Origin of the sequence: Marseilla massiliensis, from assembly GCF_023336985.1 — a bacterium.
Taxonomy (GTDB): Bacteria; Bacteroidota; Bacteroidia; order Bacteroidales; family Bacteroidaceae; genus Prevotella; species Prevotella intestinigallinarum.
Genome location: NZ_JAMBLP010000001.1, coordinates 314,016 through 338,185, shown reverse-complemented (window position 1 = coordinate 338,185; position 24,170 = coordinate 314,016). Strand labels below are relative to the sequence as shown.

The following is a 24,170-nucleotide window of genomic DNA, read 5'->3' as shown; positions in this document are numbered from 1 at the left end:
CAGTGTTGCGCCGTTGCCGTTGGGGCCGGCCGGAAGGCGGTCAGGCCACACGCATGCGCCTCCAGAGCCAGTCGGGTATAAGCCGCCACAAGGCTGTGACCACGGCCCAACGCCAGTCGATGACCACGCGGTGCCTGCGCCTGTAGACGGCACGCACAGCCATGCGGGCCACGGCCTCGGGCCTCATCAGCATGGGATAGCGCGGCGAGTCGCCGAGCAGGGCTGTGGCCACAAAGCCCGGCCTGATGTCGGTAAACGAGATGTCGAGGTGGCGCATGGCCGCAAGCTGCTCGAGCGATTGCATGTATGTGTTCTGAAAAGCCTTCGTGGCCGAGTATGCCGGGGCCGCCCCGAGGCCCTTGGTGCCGGCCACCGAGGTGATGGCGGCTATCTGCCCTCCTCCGTTGGCGGCCATGTAGCGGAATGCCTCGCCCACCATGCGCACAAAGCCAAGGGCGTTGGTAGCTACAGTTGCCGTCTCTATGGTCTCGTCGAGCTCTCCGTTTTGCTTGCCTATGCCCGACGACATGAAAAACAAATCCATGCCGCCCACCCTGTCTGCCAGCCGCCTCAGCTTGTCGGCCGCGTCGGCCGACGTAACGTCGATGGCCTCGGCCTCGACCATGCCGGGCGCCGACGACTGCAAGGCCTGCAGCAAATCGAAACGACGGGCGGCGATACCTATGCGCCACCCGTCGTTGATCAATATCTTGGCAACCTCGTAGCCCAAGCCCGATGAAGCCCCGATAATTATTGCCGTCTTCATTTTATCTCAACCGTCAATGGGGTCTTGATGCCGGCCAGGGCCGAGTTGACACGCTCCTGCCATTCTGCCTGGCTGCGGCAATCATACTTGCTCCATGCCGAACCGAAGTAGTAGGTGTACTTCTGGCCGCTCTTGTAGTTGCCCACAATGCCGAGGGCGTGGCCCGCATTGCCGTTGACGGGGTTGGCGTTCATCACCTTCTTTGTCTGGCTCACACCATTGGGGAAGAGCGTTGCCACGTATATCTGGAAGTTCTGTCCGGCAGGGTTGTCGGTCGGGTCGGCATACTGAATGTAGTCGGCGCCCATCACTACATTGTCTACATCCTCAGAGTGAAGCACAACTCCCGTGGCAAGGTCGGCCGGCACGGTGAGCCCGTCGTACCAAACGGTCATCTTGTTGAAGTTGGAGTTCTTGTCGAGGCTCAGTATACGGTTCTCGACAACGTTGGCATCGGTCTTATACTTCGACGGGTTGTACACCAGTTTCACGGTGAAGCGCAACGGGCCGTTGTCAAGAATCTCGTAATCCTTGTAGCAGTACGGGAACACTATGTTGTCGCCGTCTATCAATGCAGGCGTGCCGCAGCCCAAGGTGGGGCCCACCTTATAGCAGTCGAGTCCGTTGCCCTGGTCGTAATGATATGTGGTGGCCATCTCGAGAGCCTTTGCCGCGTCGGGGTCGGTCTTCTTCAGCTGGGCAATCTTGGCCTTGCTGGTGTCCTCGATGTAATAGCGTTGCTCAACCACGAGCTCCGGGGTGTTCTTCACCCAGACATCGTTACCGAACGACTTCTCCCCCGTGCGCTGCAGTGCCGGGCCGTAGCAACGGTATGCCGCACGGTCGTTCTCCCACGCGATGTCGTCAACGCGCTCCGGGTACATGCGGCCGTAGCATGTGTTCACAAATGTCTTCGGGGTGCCCTTCTTGAACGTAAACACGGCTGTTCCATTCGGACGCACGGCAGCATCGATGAGCACCTTGCCGTCGTAAGTTATCTGGTAAGGCACTTGCTGGCCCACAGCATTGTAAACCTGGAACTGCCTGCCGCCGCTGATGCCGAGCTTGGCAAACACGGTTTTAGCGTCGAGCTCTACCACCTCCTGGCGGAAAGAGCCGAGCGTATTGGTGACGTTTACCGTAAACTGCACGGGGGTAGCTGGCATTACGCTGCCGTCATCATACCTTACCTTCTCGCAGGCAGCCAGCAGGAAGGCCCCCGTACCGAAGTTGGTGACGTTGGCGGCTGTCAGTTTCTGGCCTTTCACGGCCTTCTCGCCGATGGGCTGCACGTAGCCCACAGAGCCGTCGTCTTGCAGAGCGACAGTAGAAAGATATGTCCATGCCTTGTCGGCCACAGGGCCGTAAACGGCGCGGTCGAGCAAACCGTGGTTCATTCCCCACAGCAGGCCATAGGCAAAAAATGCCGTCCCGCTTGTCTCGGGGCCTTCGGCCTGCTTGGCGTCGAGCATGGAGCGGGTCCAGTAGCCATCTTCCTGCTGGCATTTGCTGACGGCGTCGGCCAACTGACGGAAACGCTCTACGAAGAAAGCCCTGTGCCGGTAGCTCTCGGGCATGTCGGCAATGACCTTAGCCAGGCCAGCCAGCGCCCAACCGTTGCCGCGAGCCCAGAAGTCTTTCTTGCCCTCGTCGGTCTTGTGTGCAGGGTAGATGTACTTGGCATCACGGAAATACAGGTGCTCGTCTTTGTCGAACATGAGGTCGTCGGCATACTTGAAGTTGGCGTAAAGCTTGTCGAGATACATCACGTCGCCGGTCGCATTGTACATCTTTGTCATCACCGGCATCACCATGTACAGCGCGTCGATCCACCACCAGAAGTCGTTTTGCGACATGGCAGCCTCGCGGCCCATCACCTCCTTGGCACGTGCAATCTTGTAGGGGTCGGGGTTCATGGCATACATGTCGAGGTAAGTCTGGAAGCAAATCTGCCAGTCGCCGAAGAGAACATGCTGCTGGTCTTCGCCATACGTCTTGTATTGCCACTTCGACGGGTCTTGCTCCGTGGCACCGCTCCATTTGTTGTGGCGCGCCCACTTGTCGCTATACTCAAGATACTTGGCGTTGCCGGTGAGCTTGTATGCCTCCATGTTGCCGGTAAAATAGGCTGCATTGTCCCAGAAAGCGTTCACTTCGGACTTGTTGGCAGTCTGCCAATGGGTGTTCACCTTGTCAATGATCTCAATCGTAGACAGCTGTTTTTCAGCCTTTTTCTTCTTTGCCTTGGCCCCTGCCGATGCGGGTATGAGCATCAGCGCAGCGGCCATCACACTCAGAATCTGTTTTTTTTCCATCATAGATATAGTTTTACTGTAATTCGCCATTTTCTTTCCACCGCCCTCATTTCATCTCGGCATTGAAGAAGTTGACTATCTGCCGGAACAGGTGATTGCGGGTGTTGCCCCCGTAGATGCTGTGGTTGCGGTTGGTGTATATGTTTTCCTTGAAGTCCTTGTCTGCCTGCACGAGGGCCTCGGTGTACTCGGCAGTGTTCTGGAAATGCACATTGTCGTCGGCCAGCCCGTGGCAGATGAGCAACGCGCCGCTGAGCTTGTCGACCCGCGCCATTGGGTTCACCTCGTCATAGCCAGAAGGATTCTCTTTCGGGGTGCGCATGTAACGCTCCGAGTAAACCGTGTCGTAGTAGCGCCAGCTTGTGGGCGGGGCCACCGCCACGCCTGCACGGAACACCGGCCGCCCCTCGCTCATGCTCATGAGCGTGTTCCAGCCGCCGTAGCTCCAGCCCCATATTCCTATGCGGTTCTTGTCTACATAGGGCTGACTGCCCAGCCACAACGCGGTCTCAACCTGGTCTTTGGCCTCGAGTTCGCCCAGGCGCAGGTAGGTGCATTTCTCAAACTCGGCACCACGGCCACCCGTTCCGCGACCGTCGACGCACACCACGATATACCCCTGTTGCGCCATGTACTGCTCAAGCAAGGCCCCCTGGCCGCACATGCCAATGTTCCAGCTGTTGAGCACCTGCTGGTTGCCGGGGCCGCCATACTGATACATTATGACAGGATAGCGCCTTGAAGCGTCGAAACCTGCCGGCTTGACCATCCACCCGTTGAGTTTCACGCCCTCGGAGGTGGTAAACGAGAACAGCTCGCGTGTGCCGAGGTCGTAGGCGGCGAGCTTCTCCCTGAGCCCCTTGTTGTCTACCAGCGTTGAGAGCACCTTGCCGGAATTGTTGTTAAGCGTATATACCACCGGGGTGTTTATGTCGCTCCATGTGTTGATGAAGTATTTGTAACCGGCGCTGAACGTAGCGCTGTTGTATCCCTCGCGGGCCGTGAGGCGTTCGGTCTTGCCATTCTGGTGGGCCACATACACCTGCTTGTCTTGCGGCCCGAGCTCGTTGGCGGCATAGTATACGTCGCCCGTGGCCTCGTCGTAGCCGTAGACATCGGTGACCTCATAATTGCCGCGGGTCACCCGGCGCTTGAGCTGGCCGCCGAGCGTGTAGAGGTAGAGGTGCATATAGCCGTCGCGGTCGCTGGGCATGAGTATGTGCCTGTCGGTAATCTTTATGTTGGCCATGGCTTCCTCTTTGAAGTACTTGTCAACCTTGTCTTGTATTACCAGCTGGCATACGGTGGAGAGAGGGTTGGCCATGTATATAGACAGGTTGTCTTGGTGGCGGTTCAGTGTGAATATGGCCACCTTTGTGGGGTCGCTCGTCATCTTTATGCGCGGAATGTAGCCGTCGGCATCGAGGGGCAACTGCATCTTGCGCGTCTGCCTCGACTTTATGTCGTAGCTGTAGACGGCCACCTTCGAGTTTTCGCCCCCTGCCACGGGATACTTATACGAATAGAACCCGGGATAATCGGCATATTCGTCCATGGACGGGTTTGAGCCCTTGAACATCTGCATTGAATATTCCTTGACAGCCGACTCGTCGTAACGGATCCAGCAAATCTGCTTGCTGTCGGCAGTGAACACCATGCTGCTGTTGGTGGCAAACTCCTCCTCGTTCACCCAGTCGGGTATTCCGTTTATCACTTCGTTGCGCTTGCCGTCCTTGGTCACCTGGCTCTCGGCATTGTCATAGAGCAACTTGACGAGGAAGATGTTGTTGTCTCGCACAAAGGCAATCTGGTTGCCGTCGGGCGAGAATATGGGAGTCTGCTGCGGCCCGCCGTCAGACAGGGGCACTACCGAGCTGTTGCCTAACGTGTAGATATAGTATTCTGCCGTGAACGAACGGCGGTAGATGCGTTTTGTATGCGTCTGGATGAGCATCCGCCTGCCGTCGGGGCTCATCACATATCCGTCGATGGAACCAATGTTGGCGCCCCTGACAGCATTGGCATCGAATATGACCCCAACCTGCTTGCCGGTCTTGAAAGAGTACTTGACGACCTGTTTGCCGTCTTTACTTATCTGCGCATACGTCTCACCGTCGGCCATTGGCTCGACGCGGGTAAGCGCCTCGCCTGCAAAGTCGCCGCCGGCCACAGCCTTAAGGTCGAGCCGCTCGCCGGCAAGCATGGCCGACGCCGCAAACAGCAACGTTGCACACAAAACTGCCATTCTTTTCATTTCTGAGTTTGGTTTATACTTAAATAATGGGCAAAGTTATACATTATTTTCGTAAATTTGCATTCCGATTGTTTTAAATAATATGAATAACCAGCTATATAACGACTACGGCACATGGATTCGCACGGTGTTTCCATACCGCGTGCAGAAGATTTCGGTAGACGCTGGCTTCTCGTGCCCCAACCGAGACGGGAGCATTGGCAGCGGTGGATGCACCTTCTGTGACAACAACACGTTCAACCCGCAATACTGCAACCCTGCCCACACCATAGCGGCACAGTTGGAAGCAGGCAAGGCTTTCTTTGCGCGCAAATACCCGGAAATGAGATACCTGGCTTATTTCCAGGCATATACCAACACTTACGCCCAGCCGTTGGAACGGCTGAAAAGGATGTACGACGAGGCGCTGTCGGTAGACGGGGTGGTTGGGCTGGTCATCGGCACGCGGCCCGACTGCGTGACCGGCAGCCTGCTCGACTATCTGGGCGAGCTTGCCAGGCAGGTCTTTGTCACCGTTGAATACGGCATCGAGTCGGCCAACGACGCCACGCTGGCGGCCATAAACAGAGGCCACGACTTTGAATGCGCTCGACGGGCCGTGGCCGAAACGGCGGAAAGGGGCATCACCACCGGTGCCCACGTCATCTTGGGCCTGCCCGGCGAAGGCCGCGAAGAAAGCCTGAGGCAGGCACCCATAGTCTCGTCGCTCGACATCGACGTGCTGAAGATACACCAACTGCAGATAATAAAAGGCACGAAGATGGCCGAAGAATATGCCCGCAAACCGTTTCACACCTACTCGGCCGAAGAATATATAGAACTGATAGCAAGTTATCTGCAAAGGATAAGGGCCGACCTGGTTGTCGAGAGGTTCACCTCGCAGTCGCCGCAAGGCATGGTCATCGCACCAAAATGGGGACTGAAGAACCATGAGTTTGCCAACCTGCTTGTAAACTACATGCTAAAGAACGGCATAAGGCAGGGGCAACTCTCATGAAAGGGCAAGCGACTGCCACGGCCGACAAAGCGTAACGGCCGACAACGGGGATGGCCGGCGGACGACATAACAGCTGGCTGAAAAAGCCAGACGCGGCGTGGATTGAATGCAAAGCGGGCCGTTTCGGATGGCGAAACGGCCCGCTCTATAATTGATTGAGCTACAAACTATTGCAAATGATCAGTTGAAACAATGCGTCAGACTATCTTGGTGGCACAGCGAAAGCCCGGGCACCACCCTACTTGGCTATCGAAGCATAGTCGTTGTTGCGCAACAACGTGGCAATGGTCTCGTTTTTGTGGCGCTTCATATACCTGTCTATCATGGCTACATACGAATTCCTGAATGTGCGCTTCGACGTGACCTTGTTGACCACCCACATTATCTTGCCCATGTGAATGTCGCAGTCTGACTGTGACATCTCCTTGTCGTGGGGCATCGGAAACTGGCTCAGTATGTAGAACATCATGCAGTCGGGCACAATCATAGAGCGCACCATCTGCTCGCGCTGCGACTTCGGGTAGTACTTGAGATAGAGCGGATAGTCGGCCCCGAGATATTTGTCGAGGCTTATGCCGAGCGTGTTGTTGCCCACGACGATGCTCTGGTCGAGTGCACCAATCTGCGAGTAAATCTGCGGCACGGCAATCTCGGGCACAGCCTTGCGCAGCCTGCCGAAAGCCTCGGTGAGCTCTTTGTTTATGTCATCCATGTTGGCATATTGCTGCTCTACCTCGTTAATCAGGCTCTGGAGAACAATATCCTGGTAAAACTTCAGGAACTTGGTGTTGATTTCGGGGTCGTTAACCCTGCCTATGCGCAGCACGTCCTCTATCAAGGCACGCGTCTGCATGGGATATTCCGTATTCAATTGCTGCAGTGCGGAAAAGTCGCCGGTGGTGAGATACAGGCTCTGGATGCGGTCATAACGCTCAACAACCACTCCATCCTCCGCACGGTCGCTGCCGTTCGGCTTTAGGTGCCACTCGCATCCCCACAAGACGAGCAAGGCCAAAGCCAATATGTAATATACCTTACGCACTTAGATAAATAATATTTTGTATTGTTAACTACGATGCAAATATAGCAATAAATATTTTAAAAACCTAAAATTTAAGCTAAAACAATCGAAAATCCATGAAAAAAAAGGCATTTTCGTAAGCAAATCAGCCCAAAACGAATAATTTCTGCGTTATTTTAAGTAACTTTGTCGTGAAGAAACTAACTAATAGAACATTTCGACATGAAACGGAAATTTGTCACAATGGCATTCCTGGCAGCCACGCTGTCAATGGCGGCTGCACAGAAAACTCTCAGCGTGAGTGTTGAGAACAGTTCAAAGACAGACCGCAAAGCCGCACCGGTGGTGATTCAGCTGGCACAATGCGGCATCGACGTAAAATCGGCACTGGTAATGAATAACGGCACCGAGATACCCTCGCAGCTCGACGACCTTGACGGCGACGGCAAGTACGACGAGCTTTGCTTTCTGACAGACATAGGCAAGGCAAGCAAGCAGGCATTCAACGTGACGCTCGAAGACAACGGCACGCCACGCTCTTACGAACCGCAAGTGTATGCCGAAATGCTCATGACCAACAAAAAAATAAAAAGCAACAACAAGCAAGACCTTTACATAAGCAGCCTCACCGTGGACAACGGCACCAACCCGTACTGGATGCTGCATCATCACGGTCCGGCCTTTGAAAACGACATGGTGGCCTACAGGATATACTTCGACCACCGACAGACCGTTGACACTTACGGCAAATACCGCAAGGGCCTGGAGATAAAGCAAACGCAATTCTACCCGAGCAAGGAGCAGAAAGCTGCCGGTTTTGGCGACGACGTGCTGTGGGTGGGCGAGACATTCGGACTTGGGGCGTTGCGCGGATGGAACGGCAGCGCTCCGCAGATGCTCAAGGATGTTGACCACCGCACGCTGCGAATTGTATCGCGCGGACCGCTGCGCACGATAGTGGAAGTGGTTGACGAGGGCTGGAACACGATGAACCCCGGCAAGGAAAAGATTGACATGACCACAAGGTATACGCTGTATGCCGGACGACGCGACTGCTTCGTAGACATAAAGTTTGACAGGCAGGTGGCAGACTACCAATTCGCAACGGGAATAATCAACGTGAAGAACTCGGTGGAACTGAGCGACAAGGACGGACTGCGCGGTTGCTGGGGCACCGACTGGCCTGTGTCGGAAAAAGACTCGGCCGGACACAAGCGCGAGACTGTTGGCCTCGGCATATCAATACCGGCCAAGAACATCGTAAAGGAACTGCCGGCCGACAAGGACAATTACCCATACGTGGTGGGCAACGCGACAGACGAGCTGCACTATAACATCACGTTCTGCTCTGACAACGAGAACTTTGGCTACCACAGCTCAAAGGAATGGTTTGACTACCTGAAGGCCTGGAAAGAGGAACTAAACGCCCCGGTAAAGGTGAGCTACTGACAATGGCTGCTGTTGCGGCCAAAGGAAAACCGGCACGAGTCGCAAACGCCCGTGCCGGTTTTTGCTTACCGGGTTCCGCCGGCAATCAACGTAAAACCTTCCTTGTACACCCTTATTAGGTCACAAATCGGAAAAACGGCGCTTGCCTCTCACATAATACTGCCACAGGATGGAGAAAGGACGGCGCTCGGGTATGTCTGACAAAACGCAACTGCTTTGTATCTTGCGCCTGTCGGCCTCGAAATCCGGTTTCCAGCGGGCAAAGGCACGCCTTGCCTTGCACACAGCCTTGAAGTCGCCCCAACTGTGCTTGAGCAGCAACATCTCGAAAGCTGCCAAATAGTCCAACGCCCACCGCATGCGCATTACGTGCCTCAATTCGCGGTCAGGAAGGCATTTGTACAACATGGTGAGATTGTTGCGGAAATTTAGGAATGTCTTCATCGGGTTGCCCTTGGGCAGCGTTCCACCGCCAAGATGGAAGACATAGCTCTCGGGTATGCAGTATATCTTCCGGCCCAAAAGGCGCAATCGCCAGCACAGGTCTATCTCTTCGTTGTGGGCAAAAAACCGGCCGTCAAGGCCTCCGGCCTTCCAATAGTCGGCCGAACGCACCATCATGGCCGCCCCAGTTGCCCAGAATATCTCTTGGCGATAGTCGTACTGGCCGTCATCACGCTCAACCGTATCGAATATACGGCCACGGCAGAACGGGTAGCCGTATTTGTCGATGAACCCGCCGCAAGCTCCGGCATACTCAAAACAGTCGCCATCAACGACAGAAAGCAACTTGGGCTGGCAGGCAGCCGCATCGCGATGGGTGTCCATAAACTCGACAAGGGGCGTCAGCCAGTGGTGTGACACCTCTATGTCAGAATTGAGCAACAGGTAATACTCGGCCTCTATCTGGGCCAAGGCCTTGTTGTAGCCTTCGGCAAACCCCCAGTTCTTGTCAAACTTGATTACCTTGCATTCGGGAAACTCGGCCGAAAGCATATCCAGCGATCCGTCTGTCGAAGCATTGTCGGCTACATAAACGGTTGCATCACCACCTGAATACTTCATCACAGCAGGCAGGTAGCGCCGCATCATCGACGCCCCGTTCCAGTTTAATATAACGATTGCTATCTTGTCCATTTATAATAATGTGGCTTTTAATGAAGTATTGTCATGATTGAAATCGCCGAGCCTTACCTTTATCAACTGGTTGTCAAGCTCGGGCAAGGAGTCGTTGGGCGACAGCTCTACGCGTATGTAGTTGCGCGTAAAGCCGTGCATGGCCCTGCCGCGCTTGGCTTTCTCGAAGAGCACCTCGGCCTCGCTGCCAACGAAACGCGAATAAAAGTCGTGAAACTTGCGGTCAGACAAATCAAGCAGCAAGCGGCTCCTGCGCTTCTTCTCCGGCTCTTCAACCACATAAGGTATGCTGAGCGCCGACGTGCCAGGCCGCTCTGAATATGGGAAGACGTGCAACTGCGACACGTCAAGACTCTCAAGGAAGGCGTAGGTCTCGTCAAAGCATTCGGGCGTTTCGCCACGGCTTCCCACCATGACGTCAACTCCTATGAAGGCATGGGGCATGACCTCTTTTATACGTTTTATCTTTCCGGCAAACAGACTGCAGTCGTAATGCCTGTGCATGAGCTTGAGCACAGTGTCGCTGCCGCTCTGCAACGGTATGTGGAAATGAGGCATGAACGAGCGGCTTTGGGCGCAATAGTCTATCAGTTCGTCGGTGAGAAGGTCGGGCTCGATGCTGCTTATGCGGTAGCGGTGTATTCCCTCTACCCCATCGAGGGCCTTAACCAGTCCGAGAAATGTCTCGCCGGTGGTCTTGCCAAAGTCGCCTATGTTCACTCCCGTTAGCACTATCTCCTTGCCACCGTCGGCCACCGCCTGCTCCGCCTGTCCGACAAGCGAAGCTATTGTTGGGTTTCGGCTGAAGCCACGAGCATAAGGTATGGTGCAATAAGTGCAGAAATAATCGCAGCCATCCTGCACTTTCAGGAAATATCGTGTGCGATTGCCACGTGAACAACTGGGAGCAAAAGAGTTTATATCCTGTGTCTTGACTGAATAATGCTCGTGCAAATGACCGTCGGAAGCATTGCCAACAGCGCTCCAACGCTCGGAAAGGATGCTTATGAGGTTGGCTTTCTCGTTGGCACCAAGCACAAGGTCAACTCCATCCATGGCACTGATGTGCTCGGGCTTCAGCTGGGCGTAACATCCCGTCACTACGACAAAAGCACCTGGGTTGGAGCGTATCATGCGATGAATGGCCTGACGGCACTTGTGGTCGGCAACCTCTGTAACAGAACAGGTGTTGACCAAGCAAAGGTCGGCCGTCTCGCCTTTGGCCGCTTCGCGCACTCCCATCTCCTGCAAAAGACGCGCAAAAGTAGACGTCTCTGAGAAGTTGAGCTTGCAGCCTAAGGTATAGTAAGCGGCTTTTTTGCCTTGAAAGGCTGATGAATCTATCATATATATACTATTGTTGCGTAAATATTAAACCCTACAAAGGTAAGCATTTTTTTGTAAAAGCACACAAATTGCACCGCCATTAATGCTCAACTACGCTTCAGAGCATATTTTAACACTTGATATCAAGCTGATTATCAGCTACTTATAAAAATGTTACAAAAGAGGCATAAAAAAAGTACCAAAAAAAAGAACAACCTATCAAAAAAATATATACCTTTGCAACGTTTTAATAAACAAATGATTGTTTTACAGACTAAAAAAGCAAAGAAAATGAAAAAATTGGTATTTATGTTCGTAGCTGTTGCAGCTATTTCTTTCGCATCTTGCGGTAACAAGACAAACCAGGCTGCTCCCGTTGATTCTGACACCGTAGCAACCGTAGACACCGCAGCTATCGACACAACCGTTACTGACAGCGCTGCTGCTCCTGCTGCTGTTGATAGCACTGTTGCTGAGTAATCAGTTGCAACAACGAACAGTGAGAGAATTACCGCCGGACTTAGTCCGACGGTTTTTTTTGTTTTGCCCCTGCCGATGTGCGAAACCAACGGCACATACACATAAGGCATGCCTGGCTTTGTTACGCAACAGTATGGATAACAATGACAGTGACGGCAAAACAAGGACAAGAAAAAGGCCTTCAAAACATTGCAAAAAGCCGGAAACGATTGCAAGAAGGCTGGAACAATTGTCCAACAGCTACAATCAATAGCAGTTGGAGAACCAAGACGCCGTAGTATAAGCCCGAAACTTTAGGTATTATGTAAATGAAGCTATAGCATGACATTAATTGGGCTGTAGCATGACATTAATTGGGCTGTAGCATGACATTAATTGAGCTATAGCATGACATTAATTGAGCTATAGCAGTATATGAACGAAGTTAAACTACTATATTAATGGAAATGGAGTAGTATATAAACGGAGCTATACTACATACGGGCTGTAGCTGGAAATGAAAAAGGCGGCTCTGCCAGCAACAGAATGCCCGACAGAGTCGCCGTATGCGTAATAATGCGATGTTGAATTACTGTATTCCCTCCTCACGAAGTTTCTTCTGCCAGTTCCATGCCGACCTCAATGTGTCCTCAAGGCTTGTTTCTGCCTTCCATCCAAGCACTTTGTTTGCCTTTTCCGGATTGGCCCAAACCTTCTCAATGTCGCCGGCACGCCTCGGTGCATACGCCCAATTCAACTTTACGCCCGTAGCCTTTTCGAACGCATCAATGATTTGCTTCGTGCTGACTCCGTGGCCTGTGCCCACGTTAAACACCTCGAGCTTGTCGCTGTCAGTGTCAAGCACACGCTCCATGGCCTTGACATGAGCCTTTGCCAGGTCGACCACATAGATATAATCGCGTATGCAAGTGCCGTCCGGAGTGTCGTAATCATTGCCGAACACCTTCAACTGCTCACGTATTCCGATGGCCGTCTGAGTTACATAAGGTATCAAGTTCATTGGAACTCCGTTGGGCATCTCACCGATGATTGACGACGGATGCGAACCGATGGGGTTGAAATAACGCAGCAGTATAGCCTTGATGTCAGCACCGCTGTTTATATAATCGCGTATGATTTCCTCGTTTATTTGCTTTGTATTGCCGTAAGGGCTCTCGGCCGGCTTTATCGGGGCATCCTCAGTAACGGGGAGGTTCTCGGGGTCGGGCTGTCCGTATACCGTGCAACTCGATGAAAAGATGATTCCCTTCACCCCATGCTTTGGCATGAGCTCAAGCAGATTGAGCAGGCTGACAATATTGTTACGATAATACAAAAGCGGCTTTTCCACACTCTCACCAACAGCCTTGCTTGCGGCAAAATGTATTATACCTTCGATGTCGGGGTACTTGGCAAAGACCTTGTCCATTGCGTCCATGTCACGGCAGTCCACTTGTTCGAAAGCCGGGCGCACGCCGGTAATTTTCTCAATCCCGTCAATTACACTCGCCTGCGAATTTGACAGATTGTCAACGATGACCACCTTGTAACCCGCATTTTGCAATTCAACTGTGGTATGTGAACCGATAAAGCCAGTACCACCAGTAACCAAAATTGTCTGTTTCATATTTATCGTTGTTTGTTCTTACATTGCTTCTACAAAGATAATATAAATGTGAAAAAGAAAAGAGGCTGAAAGATAAAAAAAATATAATTTCACCTTTCAGTCTCTTTATATTCAGGCTGTGCGCCGGTCAGTCGATGCCGAACAGCACCCGCAGTCCCCCGTCAACACCAGAGAAGCCCATGAACGCAAGGCTCAGCAGTCCGGCAGTGACCAAAACGATGGCCATGCCGCGCATGCCGCGCGGTATGTTTACCAGCGCCAGCTGCTCGCGCATGCCGGCAAACACCGTCAGTGCCAGGCCAAAGCCCAATGCCGTAGAGAAGGCGTATACTACGCTCTGCAGCAAGTTGTAGTCTTTCTGTATCACAAGTATGGCAACTCCAAGCACTGCGCAGTTGGTTGTTATCAACGGCAGGAAGATACCCAGGGCCTGATAAAGCGCCGGCGAGACCTTCTTCATGATGATTTCGACCATCTGGACAAGCGCCGCTATGACCAAAATGAACGCAATGGTCTGCAGATACTGTATGCCAAACGGATCAAGCACCCACTTCTGAACCAAGTAAGTGACGATGGTTGCCAACGTAAGTACAAAAGCCACGGCAGCCCCCATGCCCAACGCGGTGTCAATCTTCTTGGATACCCCGAGGAATGGACATATTCCCAGGAACTGCGACAACACAATGTTGTTCACAAATATGGCGGATATAAATATCAGTAAATACTCCATGACTAAGCTTTTTTGAACTTATTGACAATTGCAATCAGAAATCCCAATGTGATGAACGCCCCCGGAGGCAGTACGAACAGAAGCACGTTGTATGTCTCCGGCAGCAAAACAACGCCGAACACCGAACCGGCCCCAAGCAATTCTCTCACCATGCCGAGCACGGTAAGGGCCAGCGTGAAGCCAAGCCCGATGCCAATTCCGTCGAAAAGGCTGGCCACAGGCCCGTTCTTGCAGGCAAAGGCCTCTGCACGCCCCAGGATGATGCAGTTGACGACAATCAGCGGGATGTAAATTCCCAGCGACTTGTTTATGGAAGGCAGGTAAGCCTCGAGACACATCTGCAATATCGTCACAAACGAAGCGATGACGACAACGAACACCGGAATCCTGACCATGTCGGGGGTAAGGCTCTTGATAAGAGATATCGCCAGGTTTGAACATATCAGCACAAACATCGTGGCCAGCCCCATCGACATGCCGTTGACTGCCGATGTCGTGGTAGCCAACGTTGGGCACATGCCAAGAAGCAACACGAACGTTGGGTTCTCCTTGACAATACCATTCATTAATATCTTAAAACAATTCATATATCGTTCGGTTTAATCTGTTATAATACAATGCCCCTAACGTCACTCTTCGCCGGAATGCGCACGCTTCGAGGCACCACTTGAAGCATCGGCATCCTGTCCGGCATATACGGCATAAGCCTGGTTGACTGCCTTGAGGAATGCCCTTGTAGTGATGGTTGACGCAGTGATGGCGTCAACATCGCCCCCGTCTTTGTCGACAACAAGCGGCTTGCCGTCGGAAAGGTCGCGCCCTATGATGTTTCCCTTGCCGTCTTTCTGGAACCACTTGTCGGCCTTGGCCCCAAGCCCCGGTGTCTCGGAATGCTGCAACACGGTGTAGCCGAGCACCTTGCCCTCGGCATCAAACCCAACAAGCAGCTTCAGGTCGCCGCCGAAGCCCATGCTTGAGCTTTCCACGGCAGCTCCGATGAACTTGCCGTTGGCATCACTCACCTTGTGCAAGACAAACTCGCAATCCTTGCCGTCGACATTCTCGGTGATGGTGTCTTTCTCTGTCACCGTGATGTCATCGACCCCCATTACGCTCTTGATGCCCTCGGCGAGCACGAGCTCCTTTTGTGCCCTTATTGGCTCGGCGGTGAAATTGTTGACCCACGCCAGAAGCCCGCCGGTAATTACCGCCACAGCGACGAGCACGACAACCATGTTTGTAAGCGATGACTCTAACTTCTTCATTTCTGCAATACCTCCCCAAAGCGTTTTGGTTTCACATAAGTATTTATTAGCGGAGTGAATGCGTTCATAATAAGTATGGCAAACGACATTCCCTCGGGGTAACTGCCCCAATTGCGAATAAGGACGGTAAGAAGGCCTATGGCAACGCCGTAGATTAGCTGGCCCTTGTGCGTCATGGGCGATGTCACATAGTCGGTGGCCATGAATATGGCGCCGAGCATGAGTCCGCCGCTGAGCACCACGGCCACGGGGTCGGCATAAACGGGATTAGCCAGGTGCAGCAATCCGCTAACCACGAACACGGTGGCTATGATGCTGACCGGGATGTGCCATGTTATTATCTTCTTCCAAAGCATGTACACCAGGCCGATGATGAGCGCAAGGGCGCACACCTCGCCAATGGTGCCGGCTCCGCCCATGGCGTTGTTGCCGAGCAACAGGTGGAGCGAGTCTGGAAGGTCGTTGAGCACCGACGCATCGCCGGTCTTTATCGCTGTCTTCATCAGGCTGAGCGGCGTGGCGCCTGTCTCTGCGTCGAGGTAGCTACCGAGCTGCCCCACCACCGGCCATGACGTCATCTGCGCCGGGAAACTGACCAGCAGGAAGCAACGCCCTACCAGAGCCGGGTTGAACACATTGCATCCCAGTCCGCCGAATGTCATCTTTGCCACGCCTATCGCCACGAGTGCCCCCAGCACTATTATCCACACGGGAAGGTTTGACGGAAGGTTGAAGCCAAGCAGCAAGCCCGTCAGGATGGCCGACCCATCGCATACGGTCAGCCTGTCGCTCTTCAGCACAAACCTGTTGATGAGCCATTCGAAGAAAACGCATGACACTACGCTTGCCGCGCACACCACCAATGAGCCTATCCCGAAGTAAAAGAACGACACTATCAGGGCAGGCAGCAATGCTATTATCACGCCATACATATTGCGCTCCACGCTATCCGTGCCATGCGCATGTGGAGACAAAGATACTATTAACTTACCCATTTTTGTTTACTTTTTAGCATTACGGGCCCTAATGATGCCCATTACTTTTGACTTTCCGAAGCGTATGTTGTCCAATATCGGCCTGTGCGACGGACATGTATACTGGCATGAGCCACACTCTATGCACGAAGTGATGCACTCGGCCTCCACCTTGTCCCACATCTGCTTTGCCGAAGCCGTTGCCAGCAAGTATGGCTCCAGCCCCATGGGGCACACGCTCACGCACTTTGCGCACCTTATGCACGGGTCGGCGGGCTTGCGCCTGGCCTCGCTGTCGCTTATCACAGTCACGCTGTTCGTACCCTTGCACACGGGCACGTCGACCGAACTCAGCGCCTTGCCCATCATCGGGCCGCCGGCCAAAAGCTTGTTGTCGCCCTCAGGCATGCCGCCGCAAAGGTCGATGAGCTCTCTCATCGGGGTCCCCATGCGCACGAGGAAATTGCCCGGGTGGGCCAGGCGCTTGCCCGTGACGGTGGTGTAGCGCTCGAACAGCGGCTTGTGCTTCATCACGGCCTGGTATACGGCGAACGCCGTTCCGACGTTTTGCACTATTGCGCCGACATTGACAGGTATGGCGGGCGGGGCCGGAACCTGGCGGCGTATTACGGCGTCGACGAGCTGCTTCTCGCCTCCCTGCGGATAGCGCTGCTTCAACGGCACCACCTCGATGCGTGGGTCGGCTTTCACTTTCTCTGTCAGCAGGGCTATGGCCTTGGGCTTGTTCACCTCTATGCCTATGTATCCCCGGTCTACCTTGGCCGCCTTCATGAGCAGTTGCAAGCCCACGACAATCTCGTCGGCGTGCTCCATCATCAGGCGGTAGTCTGATGTGATGTATGGTTCGCACTCTACCGCGTTGATTATTACGCATTCGGCCTTTGCCGTCGGCGGCGGGCACAGCTTGACAAACGTTGGGAAGCCTGCTCCGCCCATGCCGGTCACGCCGGCCGCCTTAACGCTCTCCACAATGCCCTCCGGCGTCAGTTCGGGGTGGGCCTCAACGGTCTCGAGCTTGTCGGAGCGGTCTATGCCCTCTTCCCACTCGTCGCCTTCTACGTTGACAATTATCACGGGGGTACGGTAGCCGGTGGCGTCGACAGCAGTGTCAATCTTGACCACCGTGCCCGAAACCGACGAGAATATCGGTGCCGACACAAAACCGCCGGCCTCGGCTATCATCGTTCCCACCTTCACCCGGTCGCCTTTCTTCACCACGGGCTTGGCCGGGGCGCCGATATGCTGCGACAATGGGAATATGGCTTGCTTTGGCAGGGGGGCCACAACGGTCTCGACCTCGTGTGTCAGCTTGTTTTCTTCCGGATGGATTCCACCTATCCTAAATGTCCTTATTATGTTCATTGCTTTGCCTCTCCTTCGTTTACAGGTTCCACATTGGCCGCGCCGACGCTGGCGGCAGGCTGGGCTGCCGGCTTCGGGGCGGGGAAATTCACCGACACGATGGCGTGGGTCGGGCATGCCTTCTCGCACTTCCTGCACAGGCGGCACTTGGCCGGGTCGATGTATGCCACGTTGTTTGCCACTGTGATGGCATCAAACTGGCACTCCTTCTGGCATTTTCCGCAACCTATGCAGGCTGCCTTGCACGCCTTCATGGCCACAGGCCCTTTGTCGCGGTTGACGCAGCTCACATAGATGCGCCTGCCCTTTGGGCCTTTCTTGCGCAACTCGATGATGCCCCGCGGACAGGCTTTCACGCATGCCCCGCACGAGGTGCACTTGTCTTCGTCGACCTCGGCGATGCCTGTCTCGGGATTGACCGAGATGGCGCCGAACTGGCACGCAGCCACGCAATCGCCGCAACCGAGGCAGCCATAGCCGCAAGCCGTCTCGCCGGCACCGCACGCGTGCATGGCGGCGCACGTGCGCAAGCCCGAATACTCGGCTATTCGCGGACGGTTGGCGCACGTGCCGTTACACCTCACAACGGCAACCATGGGTTCGGTGTTGGCAACGGCCATGCCCAAGAGGTCGGCCACCTTTCCCATCACTTCCTGCCCACCGACAGGGCAAAACAAGCCTTCGATGCTCCCGGCATCGGCACCCTTGACCAAGGCGTCGGCCAGGCCGGCGCAACCGGCGAAGCCGCAACCGCCGCAATTGGCTTGCGGCAAGAGCTCGGCAACCTCGCCTATGCGGGCGTCTTCCTTCACGGCGAACTTCTTGGAACACACATACAGGACGGTGGACGACACCAGCCCGATGGCACCAAGAGCTATTACCGCGACCAAAACAAGATCCATAATAAATTGTTTGTTTTAAGTTATAATTTAATCTTTCTCTATGCGAAACGTCATCTTGCTGCGCATCCTGCCACGCAGGAAGTAAAGCACAAGATAATAAGGTGCCAGCGCTGCCATGCCCGATAGCGCCCCGACGGTCTCGTCGGACGTGGCCGCCACCACAGCAAAGAGAACGGCCACCAATATAATGAAAGGCACCCCAAACGCCCACAGCAACGCCTTGAAGGCCACCTCGCGCGAGGCTGTCACCACCACGTGGTCGCCAACTTTTACAGTTGCGGCATAGACCGTGCCGTAGACATCTATCACTTTCTCCTTGCTCTCCGATGCGTTGCAATATCCGGCCACCTTGCACGATGCGCAAGCTGATGTCTGGAGTATGCGCACCCTGACGCAATCATCGCCAACCGAGTCTACTATACCAGAATGCCTGATGCTGTCTGTCATGTTATTCATACGCCGGAGGAAATGCAAACCCGACTTTACATTATGCAAAGGTAGCATTATCTTTCGAAAACGCAAATAAAAACAATAACATTTTTCAAAAAACATTCGCAATCGTTTGCGGCTCTTCAAAATATTTTATACTTTTGTATCGCTGTGGATATAAAGCCAAATGAACATAAGGACTATAGATATGAAAGCAACAGAACAAGCACTGCAACAAATCGAGCGCACAATAAAGAAAGTCGCCGACAAGTTTCCGCCAACCGTAGAGGCCACCCTCATGACCGACATACACTTCAGGGCAAACCAGGAGACGGGTGAGCTTGTGGCCTTCGACGACAATGACAAGGAAATAACGCGAACGGTCATCGAGCCGTGGATAAACAATGTTGACGACGATTTCTACGAATCGATAACATCGACAATGCGCAAGTCGCTCGAAAAGCTGAGGTCTACGATAGAGGGGATGTCGCTGATAAAGCCCTTCTCGTTTGTGCTCGAAGACGAAGACAAGGAGGCGGTGGCCGAACTGTACATCGTCGACGGCGACACGGTGATAATAGACCCCGACATGATGCCCGACCTCGACAAAGACCTCGACGACTTCCTCAAGAAGCTGCTCGACGAGAAATGACCGGCGCGGCCCGTGCCCATGGCCCTGGCGGGGCCACCGGGCTAAGCCTCCTCGCCGTAAATCCTGTCGAACACTGCGCGCAGCCTGACCGGGTCAGCCAGGCATGAGCGCACCTCGTTGAGCTTGCGCTCATTGTCAGACCCCGGTATCCACAGCTTCATGTAGCCGTGCGACGAATACTTGTTGTCGAGGTGCTCGCGGAACCGCTGCCACTGCCGCTCCTTGTCCAGTTGCGGGTAATTGGACAGGCCAAACTGTATGGTGCGCCTGAAAACGGTGTCGGGCTCCAAGTCACGGTCGGCCTCGGCCACTATCTTGCCGTAGATGCTGCGCGGCGAGTGTGAGGCCGAAGCCCTATGGTCCTCAACAGCCTCTTTCATTATCTTTATCTGCTCGGGCGAGAACCACCGCCTGAGCCGCATGTCGCGCGCCAGTATCTTGCCGCCGGTGATATGGTGGACGGCCCTCGGGCCCGACATGCCTATATCGTGGTATGCGGCCACGACATAAGCCATGTCGATGTTAGCGCCCACCGACGAGGCCAGTTCCAGCGAACGCTTTATCACCCTGTTCACATGCGCAAGGCCGTGGGCCTTGTCAAAGTCGGCGTATGCCGGTAGTATGCTCGTCTCGATGAATTCGACCAAGTCAAGGCTTGCAGTGTTGCCAATCATAATAACGATACCTATTTTCTTGCCGGCGGCCCGGGCGGAAAAACGCCCCTGCCAACTGCCGCCGGTCGTTTTTTGTGGAATATTTTTGCAAATATACATAATAATGCCTACTTTTGCAAATATATTTTGAAGAAAATCATGGAAAAGGAAACGGTAAGACAAAATTCGGCCAAGGCCTGGATGCTGGCGGCAAGGCCCAAGACACTTTCGGGAGCGGCCGTGCCGGTGATGATAGGCTTGGCCTTGGCATACAGCGATGCGGCCGGCTCGGGCCTGGCATTCGACTGGACTGCCGCGGCGCTGTGCTTCCTGTTTGCGATGATCATGCAGATTGACGCCAACTTCATCAACGACTATTTCGACTTCATCAAGGGCACCGACGACACCGAAAAGCGCCTGGGCCCCCGACGCGCCTGCGCCCAGGGATGGGTGAAGCCCCGGTCTATGAGATACGCCATTGCCCTGACCACCATCGCCGCATGCGTTGCCGGCCTGCCGCTGATATTCTACGGCGGTGTAGAGATGATACTCGTGGGGGCCGTGTGTGTGGTTTTCTGCTTCCTATACACCACCTACCTGTCGTACGTTGGGCTGGGCGACGTGCTCGTGCTCGTGTTCTTCGGCCTCGTGCCGGTGTGCATCACCTACTACATTCAACTGCACACGTGCACGTGGGAGGTGCTGGCTGCATCGGTATCGTGCGGCCTGGTCATCGACTGCCTGCTGCTCGTCAACAACTACCGCGACCGCGACACCGACCGCGAAGCCGGCAAGAACACGCTCGTGGTAAGGCTCGGCGCCCACTGCGGGCGCATGCTCTACCTCAGCAGCGGCCTTACGGCATGCCTGCTCGGGGCCGTATCGGCCTTTGCCGGCCACCCGTTGGCCTTCGCCCTGCCGCTGATGGCCTACCTGCCGCTGCACGTGCTGACCTACCGCAGGATTGTGCGCATAAACAAAGGCAAGGCCCTCAACGCCTGCCTCGGCGAGACAGCAAGAAACATACTCGTCTACGGCATTGCCGTGAGCGCCGGCGTGCTCATCATCTGAAGTAATGGTAGTAAAGGGCGGCGAGCAGGGCCAGCAACACTATGGTTACAACTGTCCTGACAAGGCATCCCGCCACTTTCTTGATTATGACTATGCCGATGATTATCATCAGCAGCGCCGCTCCATAATATACTAAGTTTTCCATTCAATTACAATTAAGATGGCCCATGCCCACTGCCGACGGCATTTCCGTGCGGAGCGCATGGGCTGCTGCATTTTATCAATATATTTCGCCAAAGATGGCCTGGCGAGCCAACTGCCTGTGGGCAAGCGTGTTGCGCAACGGCGCATACGGCCGCGCCAAACGGCCCGTCCGGCAGTGCCAAACAGGCCCCGCCACCATGCCAAACGGCCCGTATGGCAGAGCCGCGGGGACCATGCCGCATGGCAGGCGGGCTATTGTCGGAATGTTTTACCAATCATCTGAACATGCTCCTGAACGCAGACGGCACCGGCATCTCAAACTCCATGCGCTCACGGGTGACGGGGTGGAAGAAGCAGAGCACGTAGGCATGCAGGCACAGGCGGTGCAGCGGGTCGTCGCCGTTGCCATATTTCACGTCGCCGCACACAGGGTGGCCAATGTCGGCCGAATGCACTCGAATCTGGTTCTTGCGCCCGGTCTCGAGCTTAAACTCAACAAGCGAGTGGTCGGTGGTGCGGTCGAGCACGCGGAAATGGGTCACGGCATACTTGCCTCCGTTGTCCACGGGCGACGAATATGTGACGAAGGCCTTGTTGTCCTTGAGCCAGCTGGCCACGGTGCCGCCCTCCTCCACTATCTCGCCGCTCACAACGGCCACATACCTGCGGTCGTAAACAATGTCGTGCCAGTTGTGCTCAAGTATCTGCTCGGTCTCCATGTCCTTGGCGTAAACCATCAGCCCGCTCGTGTCGCGGTCAAGCCTGTGCACCACGTGGGCCCGGCAGTTCTGCCTTGACTTGTGGAAATAGTCGTCGAGCACAGCCTTGACGTTGAGCGACGAATGGCCCGCAGCCATCGAGAGTATGCCCGGAGCCTTCTCCACCACAACCAGCCAGCGGTCTTCATACACAATCTTTACAAACCTGTTCTTCAGCACATTCTGGTTGCGCTTGGTCTTGCTGACAGACACCTTCATGCCGGGCATGAGCCTGAAGTCGAACTGCGTGATTGTCTTGCCGTCCACCTTGACCCCGCGCCCCTTGAGTGTTGCCTTCACCTTTGTGCGGCTCTCCTTGGCGTTGGCCAGCAAGAAGTCGAGCAGGCCCTGCTCTTCGTCGACGCCAAAATGCCAGTATTCATCCTTGTTGTTATAGTCGGAATAATGTCTCATCTGCTATGCCTGTTTTTAATTCGGGTGCAAAGATAGCGCAAAAAAATCGATTATCCACAACCATTGGCGCAATAATGAGGAGTGCTGGCCGCTGTTTTTTGAACTGACGGCGGCCGAGCCAATATGCCCCGGCACCCCACACGCACGGCAAGCGCACAGAAACGGGCGCCCACCACAGCAAGACACGGCAGCCGGCAGGCCGCCACCCCACCCCACAATTGGCGCACAGACAGGTCTGCATGGCGACAAAAGCATCAAAACAGGCAAAATATTGCACTGTGCATTCGCACAATTCAAAATTTATTGGTATTTTTGCCGAAGCATAAATGACAGATTATGGACATGATTCCAGAAAAGATTAGGATAAAGGATATAGCCGAACTGTCGGGCGTTTCGGTCGGCACAGTCGACAGAGTGCTCCACAACAGGCCCAATGTATCTAAGACAGCGAGGGAAAAAGTGGAAAAAGCCCTGAAGGAAATGGACTACCACCCCAACATGTACGCAAGCGCACTGGCATGCAACAAGAGTTACAACTTCTACTGCATAATACCCAAACACGAGGCCGAGGCATACTGGGACGAGATTGAGGAGGGCGCCATGAGCGCACGCGACCACAGGCGCGACTTCAACATCAAAGTCAAGATGATGTACTACAAGAGGTTCAACCTCGACACGTTTGCCAAAGTCACGGAGGAGTGCCTTAAGCAAGAGCCCGACGGAATAATAATAGTGCCGTCGAAGCTCGACGCTACAAGGAAGTTTACCGACGCCCTGCACGAGCGAGGCATACCCTTCATACTGCTCGACTCTTACATGCCCGACCTCAAGCCGCTGTCGTTCTACGGGCAAGACTCGTTCTGCAGCGGATACTTCGCAGGGAAAATGCTAATGCTGATTGCCGGCAAGGAATCGAAGATAATGCTGATGAAGCAGACCAAAAACGGCAACGTGGCCAGCAAGCAGCAGGAAAACCGGGAGACGGGATTCCGCCACTACATGCACGACCACTTCCCCGACGTCGACATAATAGACGTAGACCTGCCACTCGACGGCGAGCGCGAGGAATACGACACCATACTCGAGGAGTTCTTCGACTCGCACCCCGACGTGCACCATTGCATCACGTTCAATTCCAAGGCGCACATCGTGGGCGAGTTCCTGCTGAGGAGCAACAGGCGCAACGTGCAGATAATGGGCTACGACATGGTGAGCAAAAACGCGGAATGCGTGCGCCAGGGCTCAATCTCGTTCCTCATAGCGCAGCACGGCTACATGCAGGGCTATGCCTGTGTGCAGACCCTGTTCGACGCCATTGTGCTAAAAAAGAAAATCAACCCGGTCAACTACATGCCAATAGAGATACTGACCAAGGAGAACGTAGACTTCTACAGGCGCACCCAACTGTAGGCTCCGCAAACTGCAAATTATTAGTTTTATTACA

At 54.3% G+C, this 24,170-nt stretch carries 23 protein-coding genes; 6 read left to right on the top strand and 17 right to left on the bottom strand.

Going from position 1 to position 24,170, the window contains the following annotated elements; genetic code table 11:
* Nucleotides 1-40: 40 nt before the first annotated feature.
* The 3 genes from M3089_RS01315 to M3089_RS01305 are packed head-to-tail and all read right to left on the bottom strand — an operon-like array spanning nucleotide 41 to nucleotide 5,335.
* Entirely contained in the window at nucleotides 41-766 is a 726-nt protein-coding gene (locus M3089_RS01315; protein ID WP_249081314.1) for an SDR family NAD(P)-dependent oxidoreductase, read from the bottom strand.
* On the bottom strand, nucleotides 763-3,081 hold the full coding sequence (locus M3089_RS01310; RefSeq protein WP_394802230.1) for a DUF4861 family protein: 2,319 nt from the start codon (nucleotides 3,079-3,081) through the stop codon (nucleotides 763-765). The genes M3089_RS01315 and M3089_RS01310 overlap by 4 nt, the downstream gene beginning before the upstream one ends.
* Nucleotides 3,082-3,127: 46 nt before the next feature.
* The gene (locus M3089_RS01305; RefSeq protein WP_249081312.1) at nucleotides 3,128-5,335 is read right to left on the bottom strand and encodes a S9 family peptidase; all 2,208 of its coding nucleotides are present in this window, start codon (nucleotides 5,333-5,335) and stop codon (nucleotides 3,128-3,130) included.
* Between the two features lie 82 nt (nucleotides 5,336-5,417).
* Between M3089_RS01305 and M3089_RS01300 the strand changes: the two genes are divergently transcribed.
* Nucleotides 5,418-6,332 carry a TIGR01212 family radical SAM protein gene (locus tag M3089_RS01300; protein WP_249081311.1) on the top strand — a complete coding sequence of 305 codons (915 nt, stop codon included), beginning with the start codon at nucleotides 5,418-5,420 and terminating at the stop codon, nucleotides 6,330-6,332.
* A 238-nt stretch (nucleotides 6,333-6,570) separates the two neighbouring features.
* On the opposite strand, the gene M3089_RS01295 is transcribed toward M3089_RS01300, so the two are convergent.
* Entirely contained in the window at nucleotides 6,571-7,374 is an 804-nt protein-coding gene (locus tag M3089_RS01295; RefSeq protein WP_249081310.1) for a gliding motility protein GldB-related protein, read from the bottom strand.
* 201 nt (nucleotides 7,375-7,575) lie between these two features.
* On the opposite strand from M3089_RS01295, the gene M3089_RS01290 reads away from it, so the two are divergent.
* The gene (locus tag M3089_RS01290; RefSeq protein ID WP_249081309.1) at nucleotides 7,576-8,802 is read left to right on the top strand and encodes a DUF4861 domain-containing protein; all 1,227 of its coding nucleotides are present in this window, start codon (nucleotides 7,576-7,578) and stop codon (nucleotides 8,800-8,802) included.
* Nucleotides 8,803-8,922: 120 nt separating this feature from the next.
* Here the strand turns inward: M3089_RS01290 and M3089_RS01285 are convergent, their stop codons facing one another.
* Nucleotides 8,923-9,939, bottom strand: a complete 1,017-nt coding sequence (locus tag M3089_RS01285; protein WP_249081308.1) for a glycosyltransferase family 2 protein — start codon at nucleotides 9,937-9,939, stop codon at nucleotides 8,923-8,925.
* Entirely contained in the window at nucleotides 9,940-11,286 is a 1,347-nt protein-coding gene (gene mtaB / locus M3089_RS01280) for a tRNA (N(6)-L-threonylcarbamoyladenosine(37)-C(2))-methylthiotransferase MtaB (protein ID WP_249081307.1), read from the bottom strand.
* 150 nt (nucleotides 11,287-11,436) lie between these two features.
* Between mtaB and M3089_RS01275 the strand changes: the two genes are divergently transcribed.
* Nucleotides 11,437-11,745 carry a PG1828 family lipoprotein gene (locus tag M3089_RS01275; RefSeq protein WP_239483868.1) on the top strand — a complete coding sequence of 103 codons (309 nt, stop codon included), beginning with the start codon at nucleotides 11,437-11,439 and terminating at the stop codon, nucleotides 11,743-11,745.
* A gap of 568 nt (nucleotides 11,746-12,313) precedes the next feature.
* Here M3089_RS01275 and galE read toward each other — a convergent pair.
* From galE to M3089_RS01235, 8 genes are all read right to left on the bottom strand, one after another.
* Nucleotides 12,314-13,351 (bottom strand): UDP-glucose 4-epimerase GalE, encoded by a 1,038-nt coding sequence (gene galE, locus M3089_RS01270; protein ID WP_205110218.1) that lies wholly within the window; start codon nucleotides 13,349-13,351, stop codon nucleotides 12,314-12,316.
* Between the two features lie 127 nt (nucleotides 13,352-13,478).
* Nucleotides 13,479-14,081, bottom strand: a complete 603-nt coding sequence (gene rsxA, locus M3089_RS01265; RefSeq protein ID WP_205110220.1) for an electron transport complex subunit RsxA — start codon at nucleotides 14,079-14,081, stop codon at nucleotides 13,479-13,481.
* A 2-nt stretch (nucleotides 14,082-14,083) separates the two neighbouring features.
* On the bottom strand, nucleotides 14,084-14,668 hold the full coding sequence (gene rsxE / locus M3089_RS01260; protein WP_205110222.1) for an electron transport complex subunit RsxE: 585 nt from the start codon (nucleotides 14,666-14,668) through the stop codon (nucleotides 14,084-14,086).
* Between the two features lie 42 nt (nucleotides 14,669-14,710).
* Complete coding sequence (locus M3089_RS01255) at nucleotides 14,711-15,346, bottom strand: RnfABCDGE type electron transport complex subunit G (protein ID WP_249081305.1); 636 nt, start codon at nucleotides 15,344-15,346, stop codon at nucleotides 14,711-14,713.
* Nucleotides 15,343-16,341, bottom strand: coding sequence for an RnfABCDGE type electron transport complex subunit D (locus M3089_RS01250; RefSeq protein WP_205110226.1), 999 nt, complete (start codon nucleotides 16,339-16,341; stop codon nucleotides 15,343-15,345). The genes M3089_RS01255 and M3089_RS01250 overlap by 4 nt, the downstream gene beginning before the upstream one ends.
* A gap of 6 nt (nucleotides 16,342-16,347) precedes the next feature.
* Complete coding sequence (gene rsxC / locus M3089_RS01245) at nucleotides 16,348-17,694, bottom strand: electron transport complex subunit RsxC (protein ID WP_249081359.1); 1,347 nt, start codon at nucleotides 17,692-17,694, stop codon at nucleotides 16,348-16,350.
* Nucleotides 17,695-17,699: 5 nt separating this feature from the next.
* Nucleotides 17,700-18,605, bottom strand: a complete 906-nt coding sequence (locus M3089_RS01240) for a Fe-S cluster domain-containing protein (protein ID WP_249081304.1) — start codon at nucleotides 18,603-18,605, stop codon at nucleotides 17,700-17,702.
* Between the two features lie 27 nt (nucleotides 18,606-18,632).
* On the bottom strand, nucleotides 18,633-19,061 hold the full coding sequence (locus M3089_RS01235) for a SoxR reducing system RseC family protein (RefSeq protein WP_249081303.1): 429 nt from the start codon (nucleotides 19,059-19,061) through the stop codon (nucleotides 18,633-18,635).
* A 181-nt stretch (nucleotides 19,062-19,242) separates the two neighbouring features.
* Here M3089_RS01235 and M3089_RS01230 point away from each other — a divergent pair, with 181 nt between their 5' ends.
* Nucleotides 19,243-19,686, top strand: a complete 444-nt coding sequence (locus M3089_RS01230; RefSeq protein ID WP_205110232.1) for a hypothetical protein — start codon at nucleotides 19,243-19,245, stop codon at nucleotides 19,684-19,686.
* A 41-nt stretch (nucleotides 19,687-19,727) separates the two neighbouring features.
* On the opposite strand, the gene M3089_RS01225 is transcribed toward M3089_RS01230, so the two are convergent.
* On the bottom strand, nucleotides 19,728-20,360 hold the full coding sequence (locus M3089_RS01225; RefSeq protein WP_205110234.1) for an HD domain-containing protein: 633 nt from the start codon (nucleotides 20,358-20,360) through the stop codon (nucleotides 19,728-19,730).
* A 138-nt stretch (nucleotides 20,361-20,498) separates the two neighbouring features.
* Here M3089_RS01225 and menA point away from each other — a divergent pair, with 138 nt between their 5' ends.
* A complete protein-coding gene (gene menA, locus M3089_RS01220) occupies nucleotides 20,499-21,410 on the top strand; it encodes a 1,4-dihydroxy-2-naphthoate octaprenyltransferase (protein ID WP_249081358.1) in 912 nt (303 codons plus the stop codon).
* On the opposite strand, the gene M3089_RS01215 is transcribed toward menA, so the two are convergent.
* Nucleotides 21,403-21,555, bottom strand: coding sequence for a hypothetical protein (locus M3089_RS01215; RefSeq protein WP_205110236.1), 153 nt, complete (start codon nucleotides 21,553-21,555; stop codon nucleotides 21,403-21,405). The genes menA and M3089_RS01215 overlap by 8 nt on opposite strands.
* A 274-nt stretch (nucleotides 21,556-21,829) precedes the next feature.
* The gene (locus M3089_RS01210) at nucleotides 21,830-22,726 is read right to left on the bottom strand and encodes an RluA family pseudouridine synthase (protein ID WP_249081302.1); all 897 of its coding nucleotides are present in this window, start codon (nucleotides 22,724-22,726) and stop codon (nucleotides 21,830-21,832) included.
* 345 nt (nucleotides 22,727-23,071) lie between these two features.
* Here M3089_RS01210 and M3089_RS01205 point away from each other — a divergent pair, with 345 nt between their 5' ends.
* The gene (locus tag M3089_RS01205) at nucleotides 23,072-24,136 is read left to right on the top strand and encodes a LacI family DNA-binding transcriptional regulator (protein WP_249081357.1); all 1,065 of its coding nucleotides are present in this window, start codon (nucleotides 23,072-23,074) and stop codon (nucleotides 24,134-24,136) included.
* The last annotated feature ends 34 nt before the right edge of the window (nucleotides 24,137-24,170 follow it).